The organism is Streptomyces sp. P1-3, assembly GCF_050613155.1.
GTDB lineage: Bacteria > Actinomycetota > Actinomycetes > Streptomycetales > Streptomycetaceae > Streptomyces.
The window spans coordinates 7,234,787-7,252,974 of sequence record NZ_CP192512.1 but is presented as its reverse complement, the minus strand read 5'-3'; the positions used below and the strand labels follow the sequence as shown (position 1 = coordinate 7,252,974).

At 74.6% G+C, this 18,188-nt stretch carries 12 protein-coding genes; 8 read left to right on the top strand and 4 right to left on the bottom strand.

All coding sequences use genetic code 11. The features are described 5' to 3' along the window. Positions 1-132: 132 nt before the first annotated feature. Positions 133-618, bottom strand: a complete 486-nt coding sequence (locus ACQUSR_RS30925; RefSeq protein ID WP_431046236.1) for an RrF2 family transcriptional regulator — start codon at positions 616-618, stop codon at positions 133-135. 189 nt (positions 619-807) lie between these two features. On the opposite strand from ACQUSR_RS30925, the gene ACQUSR_RS30920 reads away from it, so the two are divergent. From ACQUSR_RS30920 to ACQUSR_RS30900, 5 genes are all read left to right on the top strand, one after another. Then, positions 808-3,666: an FAD/NAD(P)-binding protein gene (locus ACQUSR_RS30920; protein WP_431046234.1), complete on the top strand. Its 2,859-nt coding sequence runs from the start codon at positions 808-810 to the stop codon at positions 3,664-3,666. 227 nt (positions 3,667-3,893) lie between these two features. Then, positions 3,894-4,652, top strand: coding sequence for a beta-phosphoglucomutase family hydrolase (locus ACQUSR_RS30915; protein WP_431046232.1), 759 nt, complete (start codon positions 3,894-3,896; stop codon positions 4,650-4,652). Further along, on the top strand, positions 4,639-6,984 hold the full coding sequence (locus tag ACQUSR_RS30910) for a glycoside hydrolase family 65 protein (protein ID WP_431046230.1): 2,346 nt from the start codon (positions 4,639-4,641) through the stop codon (positions 6,982-6,984). The genes ACQUSR_RS30915 and ACQUSR_RS30910 overlap by 14 nt, the downstream gene beginning before the upstream one ends. Before the next feature lie 81 nt (positions 6,985-7,065). Then, positions 7,066-8,106, top strand: coding sequence for a hypothetical protein (locus ACQUSR_RS30905; RefSeq protein ID WP_431046228.1), 1,041 nt, complete (start codon positions 7,066-7,068; stop codon positions 8,104-8,106). A gap of 606 nt (positions 8,107-8,712) precedes the next feature. Beyond that, the gene (locus ACQUSR_RS30900; RefSeq protein WP_431046226.1) at positions 8,713-10,395 is read left to right on the top strand and encodes a CDP-glycerol glycerophosphotransferase family protein; all 1,683 of its coding nucleotides are present in this window, start codon (positions 8,713-8,715) and stop codon (positions 10,393-10,395) included. Positions 10,396-10,604: 209 nt separating this feature from the next. On the opposite strand, the gene ACQUSR_RS30895 is transcribed toward ACQUSR_RS30900, so the two are convergent. Further along, positions 10,605-12,839, bottom strand: coding sequence for an NB-ARC domain-containing protein (locus tag ACQUSR_RS30895; protein ID WP_431047945.1), 2,235 nt, complete (start codon positions 12,837-12,839; stop codon positions 10,605-10,607). 268 nt (positions 12,840-13,107) lie between these two features. On the opposite strand from ACQUSR_RS30895, the gene ACQUSR_RS30890 reads away from it, so the two are divergent. From ACQUSR_RS30890 to ACQUSR_RS30880, 3 genes are all read left to right on the top strand, one after another. After that, positions 13,108-14,052, top strand: coding sequence for a permease (locus ACQUSR_RS30890; RefSeq protein WP_431047943.1), 945 nt, complete (start codon positions 13,108-13,110; stop codon positions 14,050-14,052). Next, on the top strand, positions 14,049-14,858 hold the full coding sequence (locus tag ACQUSR_RS30885; protein WP_431046224.1) for a TIGR03943 family putative permease subunit: 810 nt from the start codon (positions 14,049-14,051) through the stop codon (positions 14,856-14,858). The genes ACQUSR_RS30890 and ACQUSR_RS30885 overlap by 4 nt, the downstream gene beginning before the upstream one ends. 146 nt (positions 14,859-15,004) lie before the next feature. Beyond that, entirely contained in the window at positions 15,005-15,535 is a 531-nt protein-coding gene (locus tag ACQUSR_RS30880) for a TerD family protein (protein WP_431046222.1), read from the top strand. Positions 15,536-15,560: 25 nt separating this feature from the next. Here ACQUSR_RS30880 and ACQUSR_RS30875 read toward each other — a convergent pair whose 3' ends face one another. Further along, positions 15,561-17,036, bottom strand: a complete 1,476-nt coding sequence (locus ACQUSR_RS30875) for a membrane-associated oxidoreductase (protein WP_431046220.1) — start codon at positions 17,034-17,036, stop codon at positions 15,561-15,563. A 91-nt stretch (positions 17,037-17,127) separates the two neighbouring features. Next, positions 17,128-17,928: a VOC family protein gene (locus tag ACQUSR_RS30870; RefSeq protein WP_431046218.1), complete on the bottom strand. Its 801-nt coding sequence runs from the start codon at positions 17,926-17,928 to the stop codon at positions 17,128-17,130. Positions 17,929-18,188: the final 260 nt, after the last annotated feature.

The following is an 18,188-nucleotide window of genomic DNA, read 5'->3' as shown; positions in this document are numbered from 1 at the left end:
GGGGCGGGGGGCACCCCTGCCCGGAGAAGGGCGCGACCCTGTCTGGAGAATTACGCGGCCCTGGCTGGGGAATCACGTCGACCGCGTCCGCATCCGGCCACACGTGGGGGCCGATCGCCCCCGGGCGCGCGCCTAGTGGCGGCCCCCGGCCGCGGGCTTGGGCGGGTACCGGACGTCGTCGATGTACTCCTGCGCACGCTCGCGCACCACCGGCGGCAGCTGCCCCTGGGCCAGGTCGGCGAGCGTGACGTGTTCCAGCACCTGACGCAGGCTCACCCGTACGGCCCGCCATACGTCCGGCAGCGCGGCGGCCGCCCCCGGGTAGCTGAGGCCGCCGAGACTCAGGTCGTGCACGTTGGCCAGGGAGCCGTCCACGGCGCGGATCACGTCGGCGAGGGTGATCTCGTCGGCGGGCCGCGCGAGGAAGTAGCCCCCCTCGGGCCCGCGGACGCTGTGCACCAGCCGGTGCTGGCGCAGTTCGCGCAGGATGGACAGCAGGAAGCGCAGCGGGATGTCCTGGACCGCCGACAGGTGCTCCGCCTTGGTCGGAGCCGCCCCGGTCCCTGCCAGCTCCGCCATGGCGCGCACCGCGTAGTCCACTCTCGCCGATATCCGCATGCCCAGTAATGTCTCACGCCGCCCGGTGACGGCACTCTCCCCGCGCGGCCGCGCCGGCATCCGCCACCCGCGTGATGCGAGCCACTCCCTCCTCAACTGCCCCTACGGCGAACGCCATCTCCATATAGTTCATCGGGTTAGTAGAGAATGCGCCCGCCGGAGGAAGAGGAACTGGAGGAAGCGGTGTCCTTGCGAGTTCACCAGGCCCAGCGGACCGTCGCCGTGGTCGGCGCGGGAGCCGCCGGCACCCTCGTCGCCCTGCATCTGTGCGAGGCCGCCGCGCGGCGGCGCGCCCGGCTCGAGGTCGTGCTGGTCGATCCGGCCCCGGAGGTCGGCGCGGGGACCGCGTACGCGACGCGGGACCCGCGGCACCGGCTCAACGTCCCGGCGGGCAACATGAGTTGCTACCCCGACGACGCCGGCCACTTCCTGCGCTGGCTCGTCCGCCACGACAACCCCCGCGCGACCGCCGCCGACTTCGTGCCCCGCGGGCGCTTCGGCGGCTATCTGGCGGACGCGCTCGCGGACGCGGCGGTACGGGCCCGGGGCGCGGCGGTGCTGCGGCACGTGCGGGCCCGGGTGACCGGCTGCTCGTGGGCCGGCGACCGGGCGGCGCTGCCGCTGTCCGACGGCTCCGTCCTGCGCGCCGACGCCGTCGTCCTGGCCACGGGCCCGCTGACCGGCGGCGGAGCCTGGGTCCCCGGCGGGCTGCGCCGCTCCCCCGGGTTCGTGCCCGACGCGTGGGCGCCCGGCGCGCTCGACGGGCCGCTCGCCTGCGACCGTGACGTCCTCCTGGTCGGGACCGGCCTGACCGCGGTGGACGTGGCGCTCTCCCTCGACCGGCCCGGCCGCACCGTGCACGCCGTCTCCCGCAGCGGCGTGCTCCCCCGGCCGCACGCGGTCACGCCGCTGCCCCCGGCGGCTCCTACGGAGCCGCTGGAGGGGCTGCCGCTGCGTCAACTGCGGCGCCGCGTGTACCGGCATGTCCGCCGTACGGTGCGCAGCCACGGCGACTGGCGGCCCGCGCTGGACGGGCTGCGCCCGCTGACCGCCCGGCTCTGGGGCACCCTGACAGCCGAGGAGCGGGACGAGTTCCTGGCCAGGGACCGGTCGCTGTGGAACACCCACAGGCACCGCATGGCGCCCGTGACCGCGGAGGCGGTGGCCCGGCTCAGGCGAGCGCGACGGCTGACCGTGTCCGCCGGCCGGATCGCCTCCGTGAGGCAGGCCGACTCCATCACGCAGGTCGACTCCGTGACACAGGTCGACTCCGTGGCGCCGACCGACGTCGTGGCACAGACCCACGCCGTCGCGCAGACCGAGCCCGTGGCGCAGGCCGACTCCGCGGCACAGGCCGACTCCGCCTCACCGGCCGTCTCCGCGACGGCCTCCCGCGACCGGGCCTCGGACCTGTGCGTGACGCTGGACGACGGCCGGGTGCTGCGGGTCGGCTGGGTGGTGGACTGCACGGGCCCCGAGACCCACCCAGCCCGGTCCGGCGACCCGCTGCACCGCGGGCTGCTGGAGGCCGGGCTCGCGGCCCCCGGCCCGCTCGGCATCGGCTACGCCACCGACGCCGACGGGCGGCTCCTCGGACCCGGCGGCGACGTACGGGCACCGCTGTGGACCCTCGGCGCGCACCGGCGCGGTGAGTTGTGGGAGAGCACCGCGATTCCCGAGATCCGGGTGCAGGCCGCGCGCGTCGCGGAGGTGCTCCTGGACCGGCTGGCCCCCGCGGCGCACGGCGCGGCCCACCGCAGGCCCGCCGATCCGATGGGTCTGCCGCTGAGTACGCACGCCGCCGCGGCGGCCGCGTACCGCACCGGCCTGGAGCGGGTGATGAAGGTCCGCGCGGGCGCCGAGCGCGCGTTCCGCCGCGCCGTCGAGTTGGACCCGGGCTTCGCCCTGGCGCACACCGCGCTGGCGGCGCTGGGCCACGAGGGTGGGGCCCCGGTGGACGTGCCGCGCGCCCTGGCCGACGCCCGGCGCGCCGTACGGGAACGCGGGGACGAGCGCGAGCACGCCCTGGTCGAGGTCGTCTCCCTGCGGATCGAGGGCCCGGCCGGGAGCGGCGACGCCGCTCTGCTGCGCCATCTCGCCGACCATCCGCGCGATGTGCTGGCCCTGGGCCTCGCCGTGCCCACCATCGCGTTCTCCGGCGTGACGGATCTGCGGGAGGAGGCGCACGAACTGGTCGAGCGCACCGCGGCCGCCCACGACGGCCACTGGTTCCACACCTCCTTGCTGGCCTTCGTCCGGCAGGAGCAGGGCGATTTCCCGGGCGCCCGCGCGCTGGCCCGGGACGCTCTGGCCCGTGAGCCCGCCTCCGGGCACGCCGTCCACGCACTGGCCCATGTCCACTACGAGTGCGGGGACCACGAGGAGGGGCGGCGCCTGCTCGACTCCTGGATCGGTGGGCACGGCCAGGGCGCCACACACCGCGCGCACTTCTCCTGGCACGCCGCGCTGCACGAACTGGCGCTGGACGACCCGCCCGCCGTACGCAAGCGCTGGTTCGCCCAGTTGTCGCCCTCGCGGGTGCACGGCATCCGGGCCCTGGTGGACTCGGCGTCGCTGCTGTGGCGGGCGCGGCTGGCGGGGCAGTGGTCCGGCCGGATGCCGACCGGTGACGTGCTGACCGCGGTCGCCCCCGAGACCCTTGAGCGGCCCGGGACCCCGTTCACCGCGCTGCACAGCGTGGTGGCGCTGGCCGCCGCGCGGGACCTGTGCGCGCTGCGGCGGCTGCGGGGGTACGCGGACCAGCACAGCGACCCGGTGCAGCGCGAGGTCATCGTGCCGCTGTGCGACGCGATGACGGCGGTGGCGGAGGAGCGCTGGGAGACGGCGGCGGAGGCCCTGAGCGCGGTCCGGCCGTCGCTGCGGCGCGTCGGCGGCAGCGCGGCGCAGCGCGAAGTCGTCGAGGAGACGCTGCTGTACGCGCTGGTGTCGGCCGGGCGATGTACCGAGGCGCACGGTCTGCTGCGGGAGCGGCTGGACCGCCGCTCCTCCCCACTGGACCACCGCCGCCTGCGAGCCCTGCCCGCCTGATCCCCCTGAGTCGGCGGGGAGGCCCGGGCCGCCACACAAGTCGACGCAGAGCCCCCGGGCCACGGCTCGAGACAGCACAGAGCCCCGGGCCGCCGCGCGAGACAGCACAGACGCCGGCCTGACCGAGCCCGCCGGCGCAGAGGGCCCGGCTCCCGGCCGACCGCCACGCGGACGAGTTCTCCGGCCCCCAGGCATGCCCGCACTCGCCCGAGGGGACATAACGTCGCATGACGGACCTCTCGCCCGACCTCCCGGACGGCATCACCACCTGCCTGTTCGACCTCGACGGCGTGCTGACCCGGACCGCCGTCGTGCACGCCGCGGCGTGGCAGGCGACGTTCGACGCGTTCCTGCGCCGCCGGGAGGGGGCGGGTTTCCGTCCGTTCGACCCGGTGGCCGACTACGACGAGTACGTGGACGGCAGACCCCGCGCCGACGGCGTCCGCACCTTCCTCGCCTCGCGCGGCATCCGGCTCCCCGAGGGCTCGGCCGACGACCCGCCGCAGAGCGACACCGTCCACGGCCTCGGCAACCACAAGAACGCGCTGCTGCTGCGGAAGATCCGCGAGCAGGGCGTCGAGGCGTACCCGGGCTCCGTGCGCTTCCTGAAGGCGGTCCGCGCGGCGCGGCTGCGTACGGCGGTGGTCTCCTCCAGCGCCAACTGCAAGGACGTGGTCGCCGCCGCGGGCCTGGAACCGTATCTGGAGGTCCGGGTGGACGGCGTGGTCGCCGCCGAGCGCGGGCTGCCGGGCAAACCGCACCCCGACACCTTCCTGGAGGCCGCCCGCATGCTGGGGGCGCGCCCGGCCCAGGCCGCCGTCTTCGAGGACGCGCTGGCCGGCATGGACGCCGGACGGTCCGGGCACTTCGGGTACGTGGTCGGGGTCGACCGGACCGGCCAGGCGCGGGCGCTGCGCGCGCACGGCGCCGACATCGTCGTGACGGACCTCGCCGACCTGCTGGAGGACATCCGTGATCACGCATGACGCGTACGCCGTCGAACCGTGGTGCGTGCGCGAGACCGAGCTGCATCTGGACGTGCTGCCGCAGAGCGAGTCGCTGTTCGCGCTGTCCAACGGCCATGTGGGCTGGCGCGGCAACCTCGACGAGGGCGAGCCGCACGGGCTGCCCGGCTCCTACCTCAACGGAGTGCACGAGCTGCGCCCGCTGCCGTACGCGGAGGCCGGCTACGGCTATCCCGAGTCCGGCCAGACCGTCATCGACGTCAGCAACGGCAAGCTGATCCGCCTGCTGGTGAACGACGAGCCGTTCGACCTGCGCTACGGGCAGCTCCTCAGCCACGAGCGGGTACTCGACCTGCGCGCCGGGGTGCTGCGGCGCACCTGCGAGTGGAGTTCCCCGGCGGGCTGCACCGTGCGGGTGCGCTCCACCCGGCTGGTCTCCTTCACCCAGCGCGCGGTGGCGGCCATCGCCTACGAGGTGGAGGCGGTGGATTCCACGGTGCAGTTGGTGGTGCAGTCCGAGCTGGTGGCCAACGAGCAGCTCCCGCCGGTGGGCGGCGACCCCCGGGTGGCGGCCGTCCTGGAGTCGCCGCTGGACCCGGAGGAGCACGCCGCCGAGGGCAGTCGGCTGCGGCTGGTGCACCGCACCCGGCGCAGCGGGCTGCGGGTCGGGGCGGCCGCCGACCACCTGGTGCAGGCGGCCGACCTGCGCAGCACGTCGAGTGAGAGCAGCGACGACCTGGCCCGGCTCACCGTCACCTGCGGGCTGCGGCCGGGTGAGTCGATGCGGCTGGAGAAGATGGTGGCGTACGGCTGGTCGGGGGTGCGGTCGGTACCCGCCGTCCGGGGCCAGGTGGACGCCGCGCTCGCCGGGGCGCGCAGCACCGGCTGGGACGGCCTGCTGGCGCAGCAGCGCGCGTACCTGGACGACTTCTGGAGCCGGGCGGACGTGGAGGTCGAGGGGGACGCGGAGATCCAGCAGGCGGTGCGGTTCGGGCTGTTCCATGTGCTCCAGGCGGGGGCCCGCAGTGAGCAGCGGGCCATTCCGGCGAAGGGGCTGACGGGTTCGGGGTACGACGGGCACTCCTTCTGGGACACCGAGACCTTCGTGCTGCCGCTGCTGACGTACACGGCGCCGGACTCGGTGGCCGAGGCGCTGCGCTGGCGCCAGTCGACGCTCCCCGCCGCGCGTGCGCGCGCCCGCCAACTGGGGCATCAGGGCGCCGCGTTCCCCTGGCGGACCATCGACGGGGCCGAGTGCTCGGGCTACTGGCCGGCCGGTACCGCCGCCTTCCACGTCAACGCCGACATCGCCGACGCCGTGGTGCGCTACATCGCGTGTACCTCGGACGCGGACTTCGAGCGGGACACCGGGGTGGAACTGCTGGTGGAGACGGCCCGGTTGTGGCGGTCGCTGGGCCATCACGACCACCACGGGCGGTTCCACATCGACGGGGTCACCGGGCCGGACGAGTACAGCGCGCTCGCGGACGACAACGCTTACACGAACCTGATGGCGCAGGCGAACCTGCGCGCGGCCGCGGACATCGCCGAACGGCATCCGGAGCAGGCCTCGGCGCTGGGCGTGGACGACGAGGAGGCGGCGGCGTGGCGGGACGCCGCCGAGGCGATGTCCATCCACATCGACCACAATCTGGGGGTGCACGCCCAGTCGGCGGCTTTCACCAGCCATCAGACGTGGGACTTCGCGGGCACCCGGCCGGACCAGTACCCGCTGATGATGAACTTCCCGTACGTGGACCTGTACCGCAGGCAGGTGGTGAAACAGGCCGACCTGGTGCTGGCGATGTATCTGCGCGGTGACGCCTTCACCGAGGAGGAGAAGGCCCGCAACTTCGCCTACTACGAGGCCCTGACGGTCCGCGACTCCTCGCTCTCGGCATGCTGCCAGGCCGTCATCGCCGCCGAGGTGGGCCATCTGCGGCTGGCCTACGACTACGTGGGCGAGACCGCGCTGATGGATCTGAAGGACCTGGAGAACAACACCCGGGACGGGCTGCACATCGCGTCGCTGGCCGGGACGTGGATCGCGCTGGTCGCGGGCTTCGGCGGGATGCGGAACCGGGGCGGCGTCCTGCACTTCGCCCCCAGACTGCCGGAGAAGCTCGCCCGGCTGGCCTTCACGGTGCAGGTGCTGCGGCGCCGCCTGCGGGTGGAGATCTGCGACTCGGACGCCACGTACAGCCTCCTGGCGGGCTCGCCGCTGGAGATCTGCCACTACGGCCAGCGGCTGACGGTCTCCGAGAAGAGCCCGCAGCGCCGTTCCGTACCGGAGTCGCCGTCGCTGCCCGAGCCCCAGCAGCCGCCGGGCCGCCGGCCGGCCCGCCGCCACTGACGTGCCTCGCCCGTGGCCGGAACCCACCCGAGCCCGGCGGCGTCCGTTGCTGGCAGAGGCCCGGCTACGGAAAGGCAGGCGATGGTGGCTGGAGTCAAGGTCGTGGGCGACGCGCTGGAGCTCCCCGGCGGGATACAGGTGCGCTTCATGCGGACGCTCCGCATCCCCGAGACGGGTACGTACCCGCTCCCGCCGGGGCTGGGCGCGTTTCCGCTGCGCCACGTGGCGGACTACCCGCACACCGTGCCCGAGGAGTGGCGGCGGCGCGGCGGGGTGATGCTGCCGGTGTATCAGCGGGAGGCCATGTGGCTGAACTTCTCGGCGGGGGTGCCGGCCGCGCTGAAGGTCGGCGTCGGCAAGGTGTGCGCGGTCTCCGGGAAGCCGTGGAGCCCCGCCCTGAGCCGGCGGCCGCAGAACTACGTCGCGGTGCCGCAGCAGCCCTGGCTGGACGGCATCAACTCCGGTGACGGCTTCATCCGCCAGTTCGTGGCGGTGCCGATGGGTCTGGGGGCCACGGTGGAGGGCCAGGTCACCGGCGAGGAGCGGTGGGGCGGGGTGCAGTTGGCGGTCCACGAGCTGACGGACACGGCTCGCGCGGCCTGGCAGCGGACGTTCCACCCCGCGCGGCCGGCCGACGGCGGCTACGGCGGACCGCCGCCACCCCCGCCCGGGGCGGCCCCGGCCGGCCCCGCGGCACCGGGCGGCTTCGGCTGCCCTCCCCCGTCGCCGGGCGCGGCGCCCGCGGCCCGGTCCATGGGGCTGGGGGCCGGCGGCCGGATGCGGCAGGAGGTCTACGCGGACCAGCGGCCGCTGTCGGACTACCAGGCTGAGGCCGGCGGGCGGGTCTTCGTCCACCTGGCGTCGGCCGCCCAGTGGCGGCAGATCACGGGCGAGGCGGCGCCGCCGACTCCGGTGACGCCGCAGGCGTACGCCCAGCAGGGGTTGCCGTGGTTCGACTACTACGACGCCGACGCGGCGGACCTGCCCGCTTCCGCGGAGCTTTCCGGGGTCAGGCCCACCGGCCACTGGCTCGCGGACGAACAGCCGGGGTGGACGCCGCCGACGCCGCCGCCGGCGGTCCAGCTCAAGGACGAACGGCCGGTCAGCGACGGAGAATGGTGAGCCCCGGGAAGCGGTGACCGGGCCGCCCGTGCCCGTCCGGAGCCCGTCGTACACTCGTGCTCCACACCCAGCCGCAGCCCCTGCCCCCGCATCCACCCCCGCCCACCGGAGCAGCCGTCATGCATCCGTACCCCGTCACCCGACTGGGCGGGCGCGCCTCCGGCGGTGTTCCGCCGCGGGCGGGTTGCCCGGTGGCACGGGCGGTGGTAGAGGCACCATGCCCGTGGCCCGTGGCCCGTGGCCCGTGGCCCGTGGCCCGTGGCCCGTGGCCCGTGGCCCGTGGCCCGTGGCCCGTGGCCCGTGGCCCGTGGCCCGTGGCCCGTGGCCCGTGGCCCGTGGCCCGTGGCCCGTGGCCCGTGGCCCGTGGCCCGTGGCCCGTGGCCCGTGGCCCGTGGCCCGTGGCCCGTGGCCCGTGGCCCGTGGCCCGTGGCCCGTGGCCCGTGGCCCGTGGCCCGTGGCCCGTGGCCCGTGGCCCGTGGCCCGTGGCCCGTGGCCCGTGGCCCGTGGCCCGTGGCCCGTGGCCCGTGGCCCGTGGCCTGCCGGGACGCGGGGCGCGCGTAAGTCCGGCGGTGGCGGCGGGCCTCCGGGCGGAACGGGAGCGCCGCCGTGGTCGCTGACCAGCCACTGCGCGTACCGGTAGGTCCCGACGCCGACCGCTGGCGCACCTTCCCTCACGACCGGATCCTCGTGGCGGCCGCCCGGACCGTGACGTCGACCGTCCGGCTGCTCGACGTCCTGCGCGACCTGCTGCGCGGGGACGACCGGGTCGGCACCGTCTTCGCCTACGACCCCTCCTCCGCCTTCAACGACGGTGTGTACGACCTGCTGCGCGCCGCGGGCTGCCGGATCATGCCCTGGGAGCAGCTCGCCGCCATCAGCCCCGATCTCGTGGTGTCCGCGAGCGAGAACATCACCGTTCCCGACGGGCAGTACCCCGTGCTCGTCCTGCCGCACGGGGTGGGGTTCCACAAGTCCGTACCCGACTCCCGCAGCCGCCGTGAGCGGCTCTCCGGCGTGGTCACCGACGCGCTTCTGGAGAGCGGCCGGGCCTGGATGACGGTCTCTCACCCCGACCAGGCCGACCAGTTGGCGCAAGCCCATCCCAAGGCCGCCGGGCGGACGCTGCTCGTCGGCGACCCCTGCCGCGACCAGCTGTTCGCGAGCCTCGACCGCCGCGACGGCTACCGGCGCGCGCTGGGTCTGGAGCCCGGCCGGCGCCTGCTGGTGCTCAGCTCCACCTGGCGCGAGACCTCGCTGCTCGGCCAGGACCCCGGGCTGCCCGGCCGGCTCCTGGCCGAACTTCCCGCGGACACCTGGCGCGTGGCCGCCATCGCGCACCCGAACGTGTGGTCCGCGCACGGCGCCTGGCAGCTGCGCACGCTCCAGGACGCCGCCGAGGCGGCGGGGCTGCTCATGGTCCCCCCGGTCAGGGACTGGCAGGCCGTGCTGATCGCGGCGGACGTCGTCATCGGCGACCACGGGTCGGTCACCCTGTACGGGGCGGCCATCGACCGCCCCTTGCTGCTGGGCGCGTTCGGCGCCGACGCGGTGCCGGGCACGCCGATGGCGGAGCTGGGGCGGACCGCGGACCGCCTGGACCGGCGCGGTGCGCTGCGCGACCAGGTCACCGAGGCGCTCGCGGGGCACCGGCCCGGCCGTCTCACACACATCGCCGACCGCGCGTTCGCATGCCCCGGAACGGCCCTCGCCGCCCTCCGTACGCACGTCTACGAGTTGCTGCGGCTGCCCGAACCGGCCGGGGCACCCCCCGTCCTGACGTATCCGCCGCCGCGGGTCCGCCTCACGCCGCCGACCGCCCTGGCGACGTACAGCGGCGCGGCCGAGGCGGGCGGGCGCGTGGTGGTCGACGTCGAACGGTTTCCGGCCGCCGTCGAGAACCGGCGGCCGGAGACGCCCGAGCGGTTCCGGCACCTGTCGTGTGCCGCGACCACCTCGGACCGAGGGCTGAGGGACAGCGCTTCGGTGCTGACCGCCGCCGCACCGGCGGGGACGGCGGTGACCGCGATCCGCTGGATCAAGGACACTCTGGAGGCGCATCCGGGAAGCCGGGTGGCGGCGGTCCCGTTCGCGGGCGGCTGCCTCGTCGGGCTGCGGGACGGGCGGGTGGTGGAGACGACGGCCACCGGCGGGCTGACCGATCCGTCGCTGCACGCGGCCGTCGTCTACACGCTGCTGCGGGCGGGGCTGCCGCAGGGCGGACCGGTGACGCTGCGCGTCGGCCAGCGCGAGGAGGACGTGGAGCTACGGGTCAGGCCGCACCCGCGCTGACCGAACCGGCGGGTACGGCCACACCATGTCCGGCGGACACGGTCCTGGACGCGACGTGCGGCGCGGCGTGCGGCACGCCGCACGGGTGCGCCACGTGGTCCGCGCCGCCCACCCCGGGCCGGGGTGGCCGCGCCCTGACCCGCCGAGCCACCGGGCCACGACCCTCCCGTCCCCCCCCTGCCGCCGGGGCTGACGGGCGGTCATCGCGGTCATCCCCCGTCCGGCTCCGCCAGCGCCTCGCGTACCCGCGCGGCCCTGGGGCTGCCGCCCGCCTGGTAGATCTCCAGGGCCCGGGACCAGTGGTCGCGCGCGGCGGCCCGGTCGCCCTCCCGCGCACACAGCCGCGCCAGGCTCTCGCGCGCCAGCGCCTCGTGGTGCGTGGAGCGCTCCTGCCGCAGCATGTCGATCGCCTCGCTCAGCGCGATCGCCGCCAGGTCGGTCTGCCCCAGGGTCACGTGCACGTCGCCGACCGCGTGCAGGGCGCGCCCGGCCATCCGCACGTCGCCGACGCCGCGCAGGCCGCGGATCGCCTCGCGCAGCGTCGTCAGGGCCGTGGCGTGGTCACCGGTGGCGTCCTGCGCGCAGCCGAGGAAGTACCGGGCGATGGCGGCTCCTCGCGGTTCGTCCGCGCTCTCGTTGAGCTCCAGGGAGCGCTCGTAGGCGGCGATGGCCCGGGGGCGGTCGACACGGTCCCAGTAACGGCCGAGGAATTCCTGTACGGAGGCGCGCAGGACCAGGTGCGCGCTGCGGTCGGCCAGTTCCTGGGCGGCCTCCAGTTCCCCACGCGCCGCGTCGTACTCGCCCTGGTCCATCAGGGGGCGGGAGAGCAGGCTGCGCAGCCGGGCCTCGGCCGCCACGGCGCCGTCCCGGGCCGCTGCGGCGGCGCCGATCCCGGCGGCCTCCGCCCAGTCGCCCAGGATCCGGTGATGGAGGAACAGGACGATGAGGGCCTCGGCCAGCTGCCAGATCTGCCGGTCCAGCCCCGACTCGCCCCGTGGCCGCTGCGCTGGCCCCCGCTCGCCCCGCGCCTGCCCGTCCGCCGCCCTCAGCACCGCCATGGCATTGGCGCGCTCCGTCGCCAGCCAGTCCAGTGCCGCGTCCTTGCCGGCCGCGCCGAACGGGTCGTCGCGGCCCTGGAGGAGCGCGTCGACGTCGGTGATGCGCAGCCGGTCCGCCCTGACGGCCCGGTCCGCGGCGGCCGTCCGGAGCACGTAGTGGGTCAGCACCCGGCGCAGCACGTCCCGGTCCGGCTCGCCCGCCGCCGCGGCCTGTTCGCGGGCGTGCAGCCGGACCAGGTCGTGGAACGCGTAGCGGCCGTCGGAGACGATGTCGAGGAGGCTGGCGTCCGCCAGCCCGTCCAGCAGCTCCTGTGCGGTCCCGTGGCCGAGATCCGCCGCCGCGCCCGCCGTCCACGCGTCGTAGGTGCGGGTCGGCAGCACTCCCAGGCACCGGTACATGCGGGCCTCGTCCGGCGCCAGGCCGCGGCAGGCGACGGTGAGCATGGCGGCCATCCCGCGGTCGGTGCCGTGCGAAAGACCGCTCAGGCGCCTGTTCTCGTCCGACAGTTCGTCGGCGAGCCCGGTCAGGGACAGCCGCCTGCCGCGGCTGAGGCGGGCGGAGGCGACGTGGAGGGCGACCGGCAGTCCGCCGCAGGCCGCCACGATCCGTTCGGCCGCCTCCGGTTCCGCGGCCACCCGCTCGGGGCCGCACAGCGTGGCCAGCAGTCGCATGCCGGAGTCCGCGTCGAGAGGTTCCAGCTGCATGAGCCGGGCTCCGTCCTGGAGGAGTTCGCCGAGCCACTCGCCGCTGGTGGCGAGCACGGCGCTGCCGGGCGTGTTGAGGATGAACGTGGAGACCTGGGCGGGTTCGCTGACGCCCTCCAGTACGAGGAGCGGCGGGCGCTCCGCGGTCTTCGTCCGGAGCATGCCCACGCGCTCGGACAGCGACGGCGGGAGGAAGTCCACGTCGACGCCGAGGGAGCGCAGGAGGCGGGCCGCCCCCTCCGACAGGTCGACTCCGGCGCCGCCGCCGTGCCGCGGCAGGTCGCCGAAGTCGATGTACAGCTCACCGCCGGGGAAGCGTCCGCGCATGGACTCGGCCCAGTGGCGCGCCATGCCGCGCTTGCCCACGCCTGGCAGTCCGGTCAGCAGGAAGACACGGGCGGAGCCACCCCGATCCGGGGCCAGCCAGCCGCTCATGGCCGCCAGCTCCTCGTCCCGGTTCTCCCAGAAAGGCGTTCCGCCGGGGACCTCGTGCGGCACTTCGGGGGACGGCGGCGGAGGCGCGTGGTAATGGTGGTGCGTCGAGATGTCGCCGGTCCGCCCGGCCTGGACGACCGGGCCCGTGACCGTGCCGGACAGCTCGTTCGCCACCTGTGAGGGGCCCTCGGGCCTGCCGTCGCCGCCGTCCCGGCTCGCGTCCTCGGCGTCGTTGTCCCTGTGCATCGCCACGCCCCCACCGTGTGCCGCGTGTCGGCAACCGCCCGCGTACCCGTCCGAATGCACGGATCACCCGTACACGCTACTGGAGAGGCGGCGCCGGCCGCGCGGACGCGCCCAGGGGCTATGCCGGAGTTGGCGGAATGATTATCGTTACGCCCTGTCCGTCGAATGGTCGAATCTCGGAGTCGCCGTGTCCCCCACACAAGAGCGGGTCGCTACGGAGGCGCACTGCGCGCCCGCACCCCCAGGCGGGGCACCCGCTGTCACCGCGCTGATCGGCCGGGCCGGATTCGTCGCCCTCGCGATCGCCGGCGCGGCGGTCCTGGGCACCGGGAGGTGGTTCGACGCGCCCGCCCTCCAAGCGTGGCGGACGGTCTGCGTGGCCATCGCGCTGCAGGCGCTGCCCTTCCTGCTGCTGGGCACCGTCCTCTCCGCCGCCATCGGCGCCTTCGTACCCGCCCACGTCTTCGCCAGGGCGCTGCCGAAGAACCCCGCGCTGGCCGTGCCGGTCGCCGGGGCGGCCGGCGTGGTGCTGCCCGGGTGCGAGTGCGCGTCGGTCCCGGTGGCGGGGAGTCTGATCCGCCGCGGAGTGGCGCCCGCCGCGGCGCTGACGTTCCTGCTGGCGGCCCCGGCGGTCAATCCCATCGTGCTGACCGCGACGGCCGTGGCCTTCCCCGGCGACCCGGCCATGGTGGCCGCCCGGCTCATCGCCTCGCTCGCGACGGCCGCGGCCATGGGCTGGCTGTGGCTCGCGTTCGGGCGCCCGGAGTGGCTGCGGCTTCGCCCCCGGCACACCGGGCACCAGCCGGGGCAGAGCCGGTGGGAGGAGTTCCGGCTCGGCTTCCAGCACGACTTCCTGCACGCGGGTGGGTTCCTGGTCCTCGGAGCCATGGCCGCCGCCACCTTCAACGTCGCCGTGCCGAGCACCGTCCTGGACGCCTTCGCCGACCGGCCCTGGCTGTCCGTGCTGTTCCTCGCCGCCCTGGCGATCATCCTGGCGGTCTGCTCGGAGGCGGACGCGTTCGTCGCCGCCTCGCTGACCGGCTTCTCGCCGACGGCCCGACTCGCGTTCATGGTCGTCGGGCCGATGGTCGACCTCAAGCTCATCGCCCTGCAGGCGGGCACCTTCGGATCGGCGTTCGCCGTCCGCTTCTCCGCGGCGACGGCGGTCGTGGCCGTCGCCTGCAGCGTCCTGATCGGATGGTGGATCCTGTGAAGCGCCAGGTCGAGATTCTCCTCCTCACCATGGCGGGCGCCGCCGTCCTGCGGATCTCGCTGTTCGGCGACGTGTACCTGCGGTACGTGAAAGAGGGGCTGCGGCTGCCGCTGATCGTCGCCGGGATCGTGCTGATCGCCCTGGGCATGGCCGGCGCCTGGCGGGACGGCTTCCCGTTCCCGTACGCACGGGCCGCGGCGGGGTCCGGCCCCGACGGCGCCGAGGACGCGCACCGGGCCGGGACGGCGCACGGCGACGCCGAGGGCGGGCAGGACCCGCGGACCGAGCACGGGCACGGGCACGACCACTCGCGCGGGCCGAGCGTCGCCTGGCTGCTCTTCCTCCCTGTCATCGGCCTGATGTTCTCGGCCCCGCCCGCCCTCGCCTCGTACACCGCCGAGCGGCAGCGCCCCATGGAGGTCGAGGAGCAGGCGCGGTTCGACCCGCTGCCGCCGGGCTCGCCCCTCCCCATGACGCTGTTGGACTTCTCGACGCGGGCGGTGTGGGACAAGGAGCGGAGCCTGAAGGGCCGTACGGTGCGGATGACCGGATTCGTGACGCGCGGGAAGGGCGAGCGCTGGCATCTGACCCGGATGCAGCTCAGTTGCTGCGCGGCCGACGCCCAGGCCCTCAAGGTGGAGATGAACGGCGGGAGTCCGCCGGCCTCCGGCGCCTGGGTCACCGTGACCGGCACCTGGCGTCCGAGCGGCGAGCCGGGCACGGAGAAGGCGCGCGCCGCGCTCGACGTGACCGGCCTGCGCCGGATCCCGGAGCCCGAGAATCCCTATCGCGACACACCGGGCTGAGCGGTCCGCGAGGCCGCGTCCGCCAAACGGCACCGGGCCACTTCCTGACAATCCCAACCCTGACAAATCCTCAACCACTGGCCCCCGCACTATGCTTGGCCGGGCAGATATTCCGTATCGGCCCGGTTCCAGGGAGGGCGAGTCCGGTGAGTGGTCTCAACAAGGGGCTCAGGAAAATCGAGGTGGCACTTCGGTGGGACCCCAGTCCCAGCGGCACGCCCGCCAACGATCTCGACATCGTGGCCGCCACCTACACCGCGGACGCCCCGAACGGCGAGCCCGCCTACCTGGTGCACTTCGACAGCCGGTCCCCTGACGGCACCATCACGCTCAACAGGGACAGCCGCACCGGCCAGGGCTTCGGCGCCGACGAGGTGATGACGCTGGAACTCGACCGGTTGAGCACGTCCTACATACGGGTCGTCGTGGGTGTCGCCATCCAGCAGCGCGAGGGACGCAAGACCTTCGGCGAGGTGGCGAACACCGACGTCCGATTCAGGGAAAACGGCCTGGAGTTCGCGCGATGCGACTTCTCGGGCGTCTCCGGATCCACCGCCGTGACGCTGGCGGAGTTCACCCGGGACAATGCGGGAGCGTGGGAATTCCGGCAGGCCGTCAGGGGATTCGACACCGAGCCCGCGGCCTTCGCCGGACTGATGGGCGGCCCCGCCGCCTGACGCCGGCGAACCGGCCACGGGCCGGCTACTGGCGGCTCAGGGAGCGGGTGATGCCCGCCGCCGTCGTCGTGGCCAGGATCCAGCCGGTGACGACCAGCAGGTACGACAGCCACTGGAACGCACCTTGGGGCGCGAAGGCCGCCTCCTGTCCGAAGCCGATGATCGGCAGCAGCAAGTCGAGGGTGTAGAAGACGGGGTTGAAGTCGGGGGCCTCGTCGGCCTTCAGCGGGCGCGGATGTCGCACGGCGAAGGCGAGCGCGCCGACGAGCAGCAGGGCCAGCAGCCATCCGGCGGCGCGCATCGGGCGGAAGCCGTAGCCGACGGTCACGTCCTGAAGGTGGCCCCAGACCCTGGCGTACCAGGGCAGGGTGTGGCGGTGGCGGCGGAGTTTGGCGAGCTGGACGGCACGGGCGGCGGCTTCGTCGCCCGCCGTGCGGTACGCGGCGGCGAGTTGCTCGTACGAGTACGACACGTATCCGGCGCGTTCGCGCTCCAGCACCGGAAGCCGTTCGGCGGCGGGCAGATGCGGCAGGAGCGAGCCGTAGACGAGCCTGTCCAGCTTGACCTCGTCCGGCCAGACCTCCGGCGGAACGTACAGCACGTCGAACTGGGCGCGGCGGAGATTGACGGCGCCCACGACGGGCTTCGCCTCGCGCAGCCACATCTCGCCCGCGACGCAGCTGCTGACGCGCAGCGCGACCCCGCCGGGGTTGGCAAGCGCGGCGTAGGCGAGGTTGAGCTGGCCGCTGATCCTGGCGCCGCGCAGATCGACCCTGCCGTGGGCGCGCAGCCGCATCGCGTGCAGGTCGGTGCCGACGTTGAGGGTCTCGGCCTGGAGCGCGTGGCCGCCGGGGGCGGTGAGCTGTGCGTCGTTGAGGTTGACCTGTCCCGCGACGGTCGCGCCGTACAGCCGGATCTGGCCGTGGGCGACCACGTCGGGGGCCCAGAGATCGGCGCCGATGTCGGCGTGGTTGAGCTGGAGAACCGGCTCCTCCGGTTCCTGCGCCCCTGCTGGATCCCCGAGGCGCGCCCCGTTGGCGAAGAACGCGCCGGAGATCTGCGCCCCGGCCAGCCGCACCGGGCCCGTGACGCGGCAGCAGGTGAGGCGCAGCACTCCGTCGACATGCAGGTGCCCGGCCGTGAGCCCCGGCAGGAACGAGTCGTTCAGGGCCAGGACGCGAAGCTGCGCCCCGTAGAGGTCCGGAGCCTGCTCGAAGTGGCAGGACCGCAGCCGTACGGGGTGGTCGACCGCGCCGTACTTGAGATCCAGGTGTCCCGTGATGCGCGCGCCCCACACCTTCAGGCCCGCTATCTCGCCGTCTCGTGACGGCCCGTCGAGCAGCAGCGCCCGCAGCACCCGGGCGCGCACGGTCCGCTCGGGACCCCAGGAAGCGCCGGTCTCGGGGTCGTCGTCGGCGCCGTCCCGGAAGTCGACGCTCTCGCCGAGCGGGAACGCCCGCCAGACGCGCCGTTCCGCCGGTGTCAGGTCGGTGATCTCCACCGGCGGGATGCTGTCGTGTACGTGATCACCTGTCAAGAAACACCAGGTTGCCTCACCTCGGCTTCATCGCGGTGGGGGCGGGATGACCGGGTCAGGCCGGGGTGGCCACAGGAGTGAGCACGACGAAGTCGGCGCCGGACGGGTCGACGCAGACCGCCAGCCGCCCGACGTCCTCCGCGTCCTCCGGGCCCATCTGCACGCTGCCCTCGTTCCTGGTGACCTTGGCGACGGTGGCGTCGCAGTTCTCGACCGCGAAGACCGGGTGCCAGTAGGGGCGGCCGCCGGTCAGGGCGAGGGCATCGGTGGGCAGCTGCATCAGGCCGCCCTGCATCCGCTCCTCGCCCTGCCCCTGCGGAGTGATGAGCGAGTACGTACCGCCGCCGCCCGGCAGCGGCACATCGCTGGTCCGCCAGCCGAAGAGCCCGCCGTAGAACTCCTTCGCGGCGGCCGCGTCGGTGGTGTACAGCTCGGTCCAGCACAGCGCGCCCGGCTGGTCCGCCGCCTCCATCCCCTTGTGCCGCCCCGGCTGCCAGACGGCGAACTGGCCGCCCTGCGGGTCGCTGAACTGGGCCATCCGCCCCTCACCGTCGGCGTCGACCGGGGCGACCCGCACCGTGCCGCCCGCCGCCTCCACGGCCCGGGTCGCCGCGTCGGCGTCGCGCGTGTGGAAGTAGATCATCCATGCCGAGCGGGCGCCTTCCTCGGTGAGCGGGCCGATCCCGCCGATGGTCTTGCCATCCAGCTCGAAGGTGCCGTATTCGCCCGCGTCCCCGCCCATGGGCCGAAAGTCCCAGCCGAAGACCGACCCGTAGAAGGCGGCCGTGGCGGCGACGTCGGGTGCCCCGAGATCGATCCAGCAGGGCGAACCGGGTACGAAGTCAGTGGTGATCATGACGATTCCCTTCACGGATCCCTGATGACCTCAGCGTGACACCGGCCACTGACAATCGCCCGTCGGGACCGGCCCGTCGGCTTCCGGCATCGCGCGCCCGCGGAGGAGGCGTCCCGGGCCGTCCGCACCACCTTCCGGCCGTCGGCCGCGCCGAGCAGGCCGGCGGTCCGCCCATCGCCGCACCGTGACCTCCACGTGGCTGACCAGGGTGTCTTTGGCGCGGAAGGGGGCGACGGCCCAGATCTCGTCCAGGAGGGTCG

What these genes read in the sequence shown, in the direction of transcription:
- ACQUSR_RS30925 (WP_431046236.1), bottom strand. Translation starts at nt 618, where the DNA reads ATGCGGATATCGGCGAGAGTGGACTACGCGGTGCGCGCCATGGCGGAG.
- ACQUSR_RS30915 (WP_431046232.1), top strand. Translation starts at nt 3,894, where the DNA reads ATGACGGACCTCTCGCCCGACCTCCCGGACGGCATCACCACCTGCCTG.
- ACQUSR_RS30905 (WP_431046228.1), top strand. Translation starts at nt 7,066, where the DNA reads ATGGTGGCTGGAGTCAAGGTCGTGGGCGACGCGCTGGAGCTCCCCGGC.
- ACQUSR_RS30895 (WP_431047945.1), bottom strand. Translation starts at nt 12,839, where the DNA reads ATGCACAGGGACAACGACGCCGAGGACGCGAGCCGGGACGGCGGCGAC.
- ACQUSR_RS30870 (WP_431046218.1), bottom strand. Translation starts at nt 17,928, where the DNA reads ATGATCACCACTGACTTCGTACCCGGTTCGCCCTGCTGGATCGATCTC.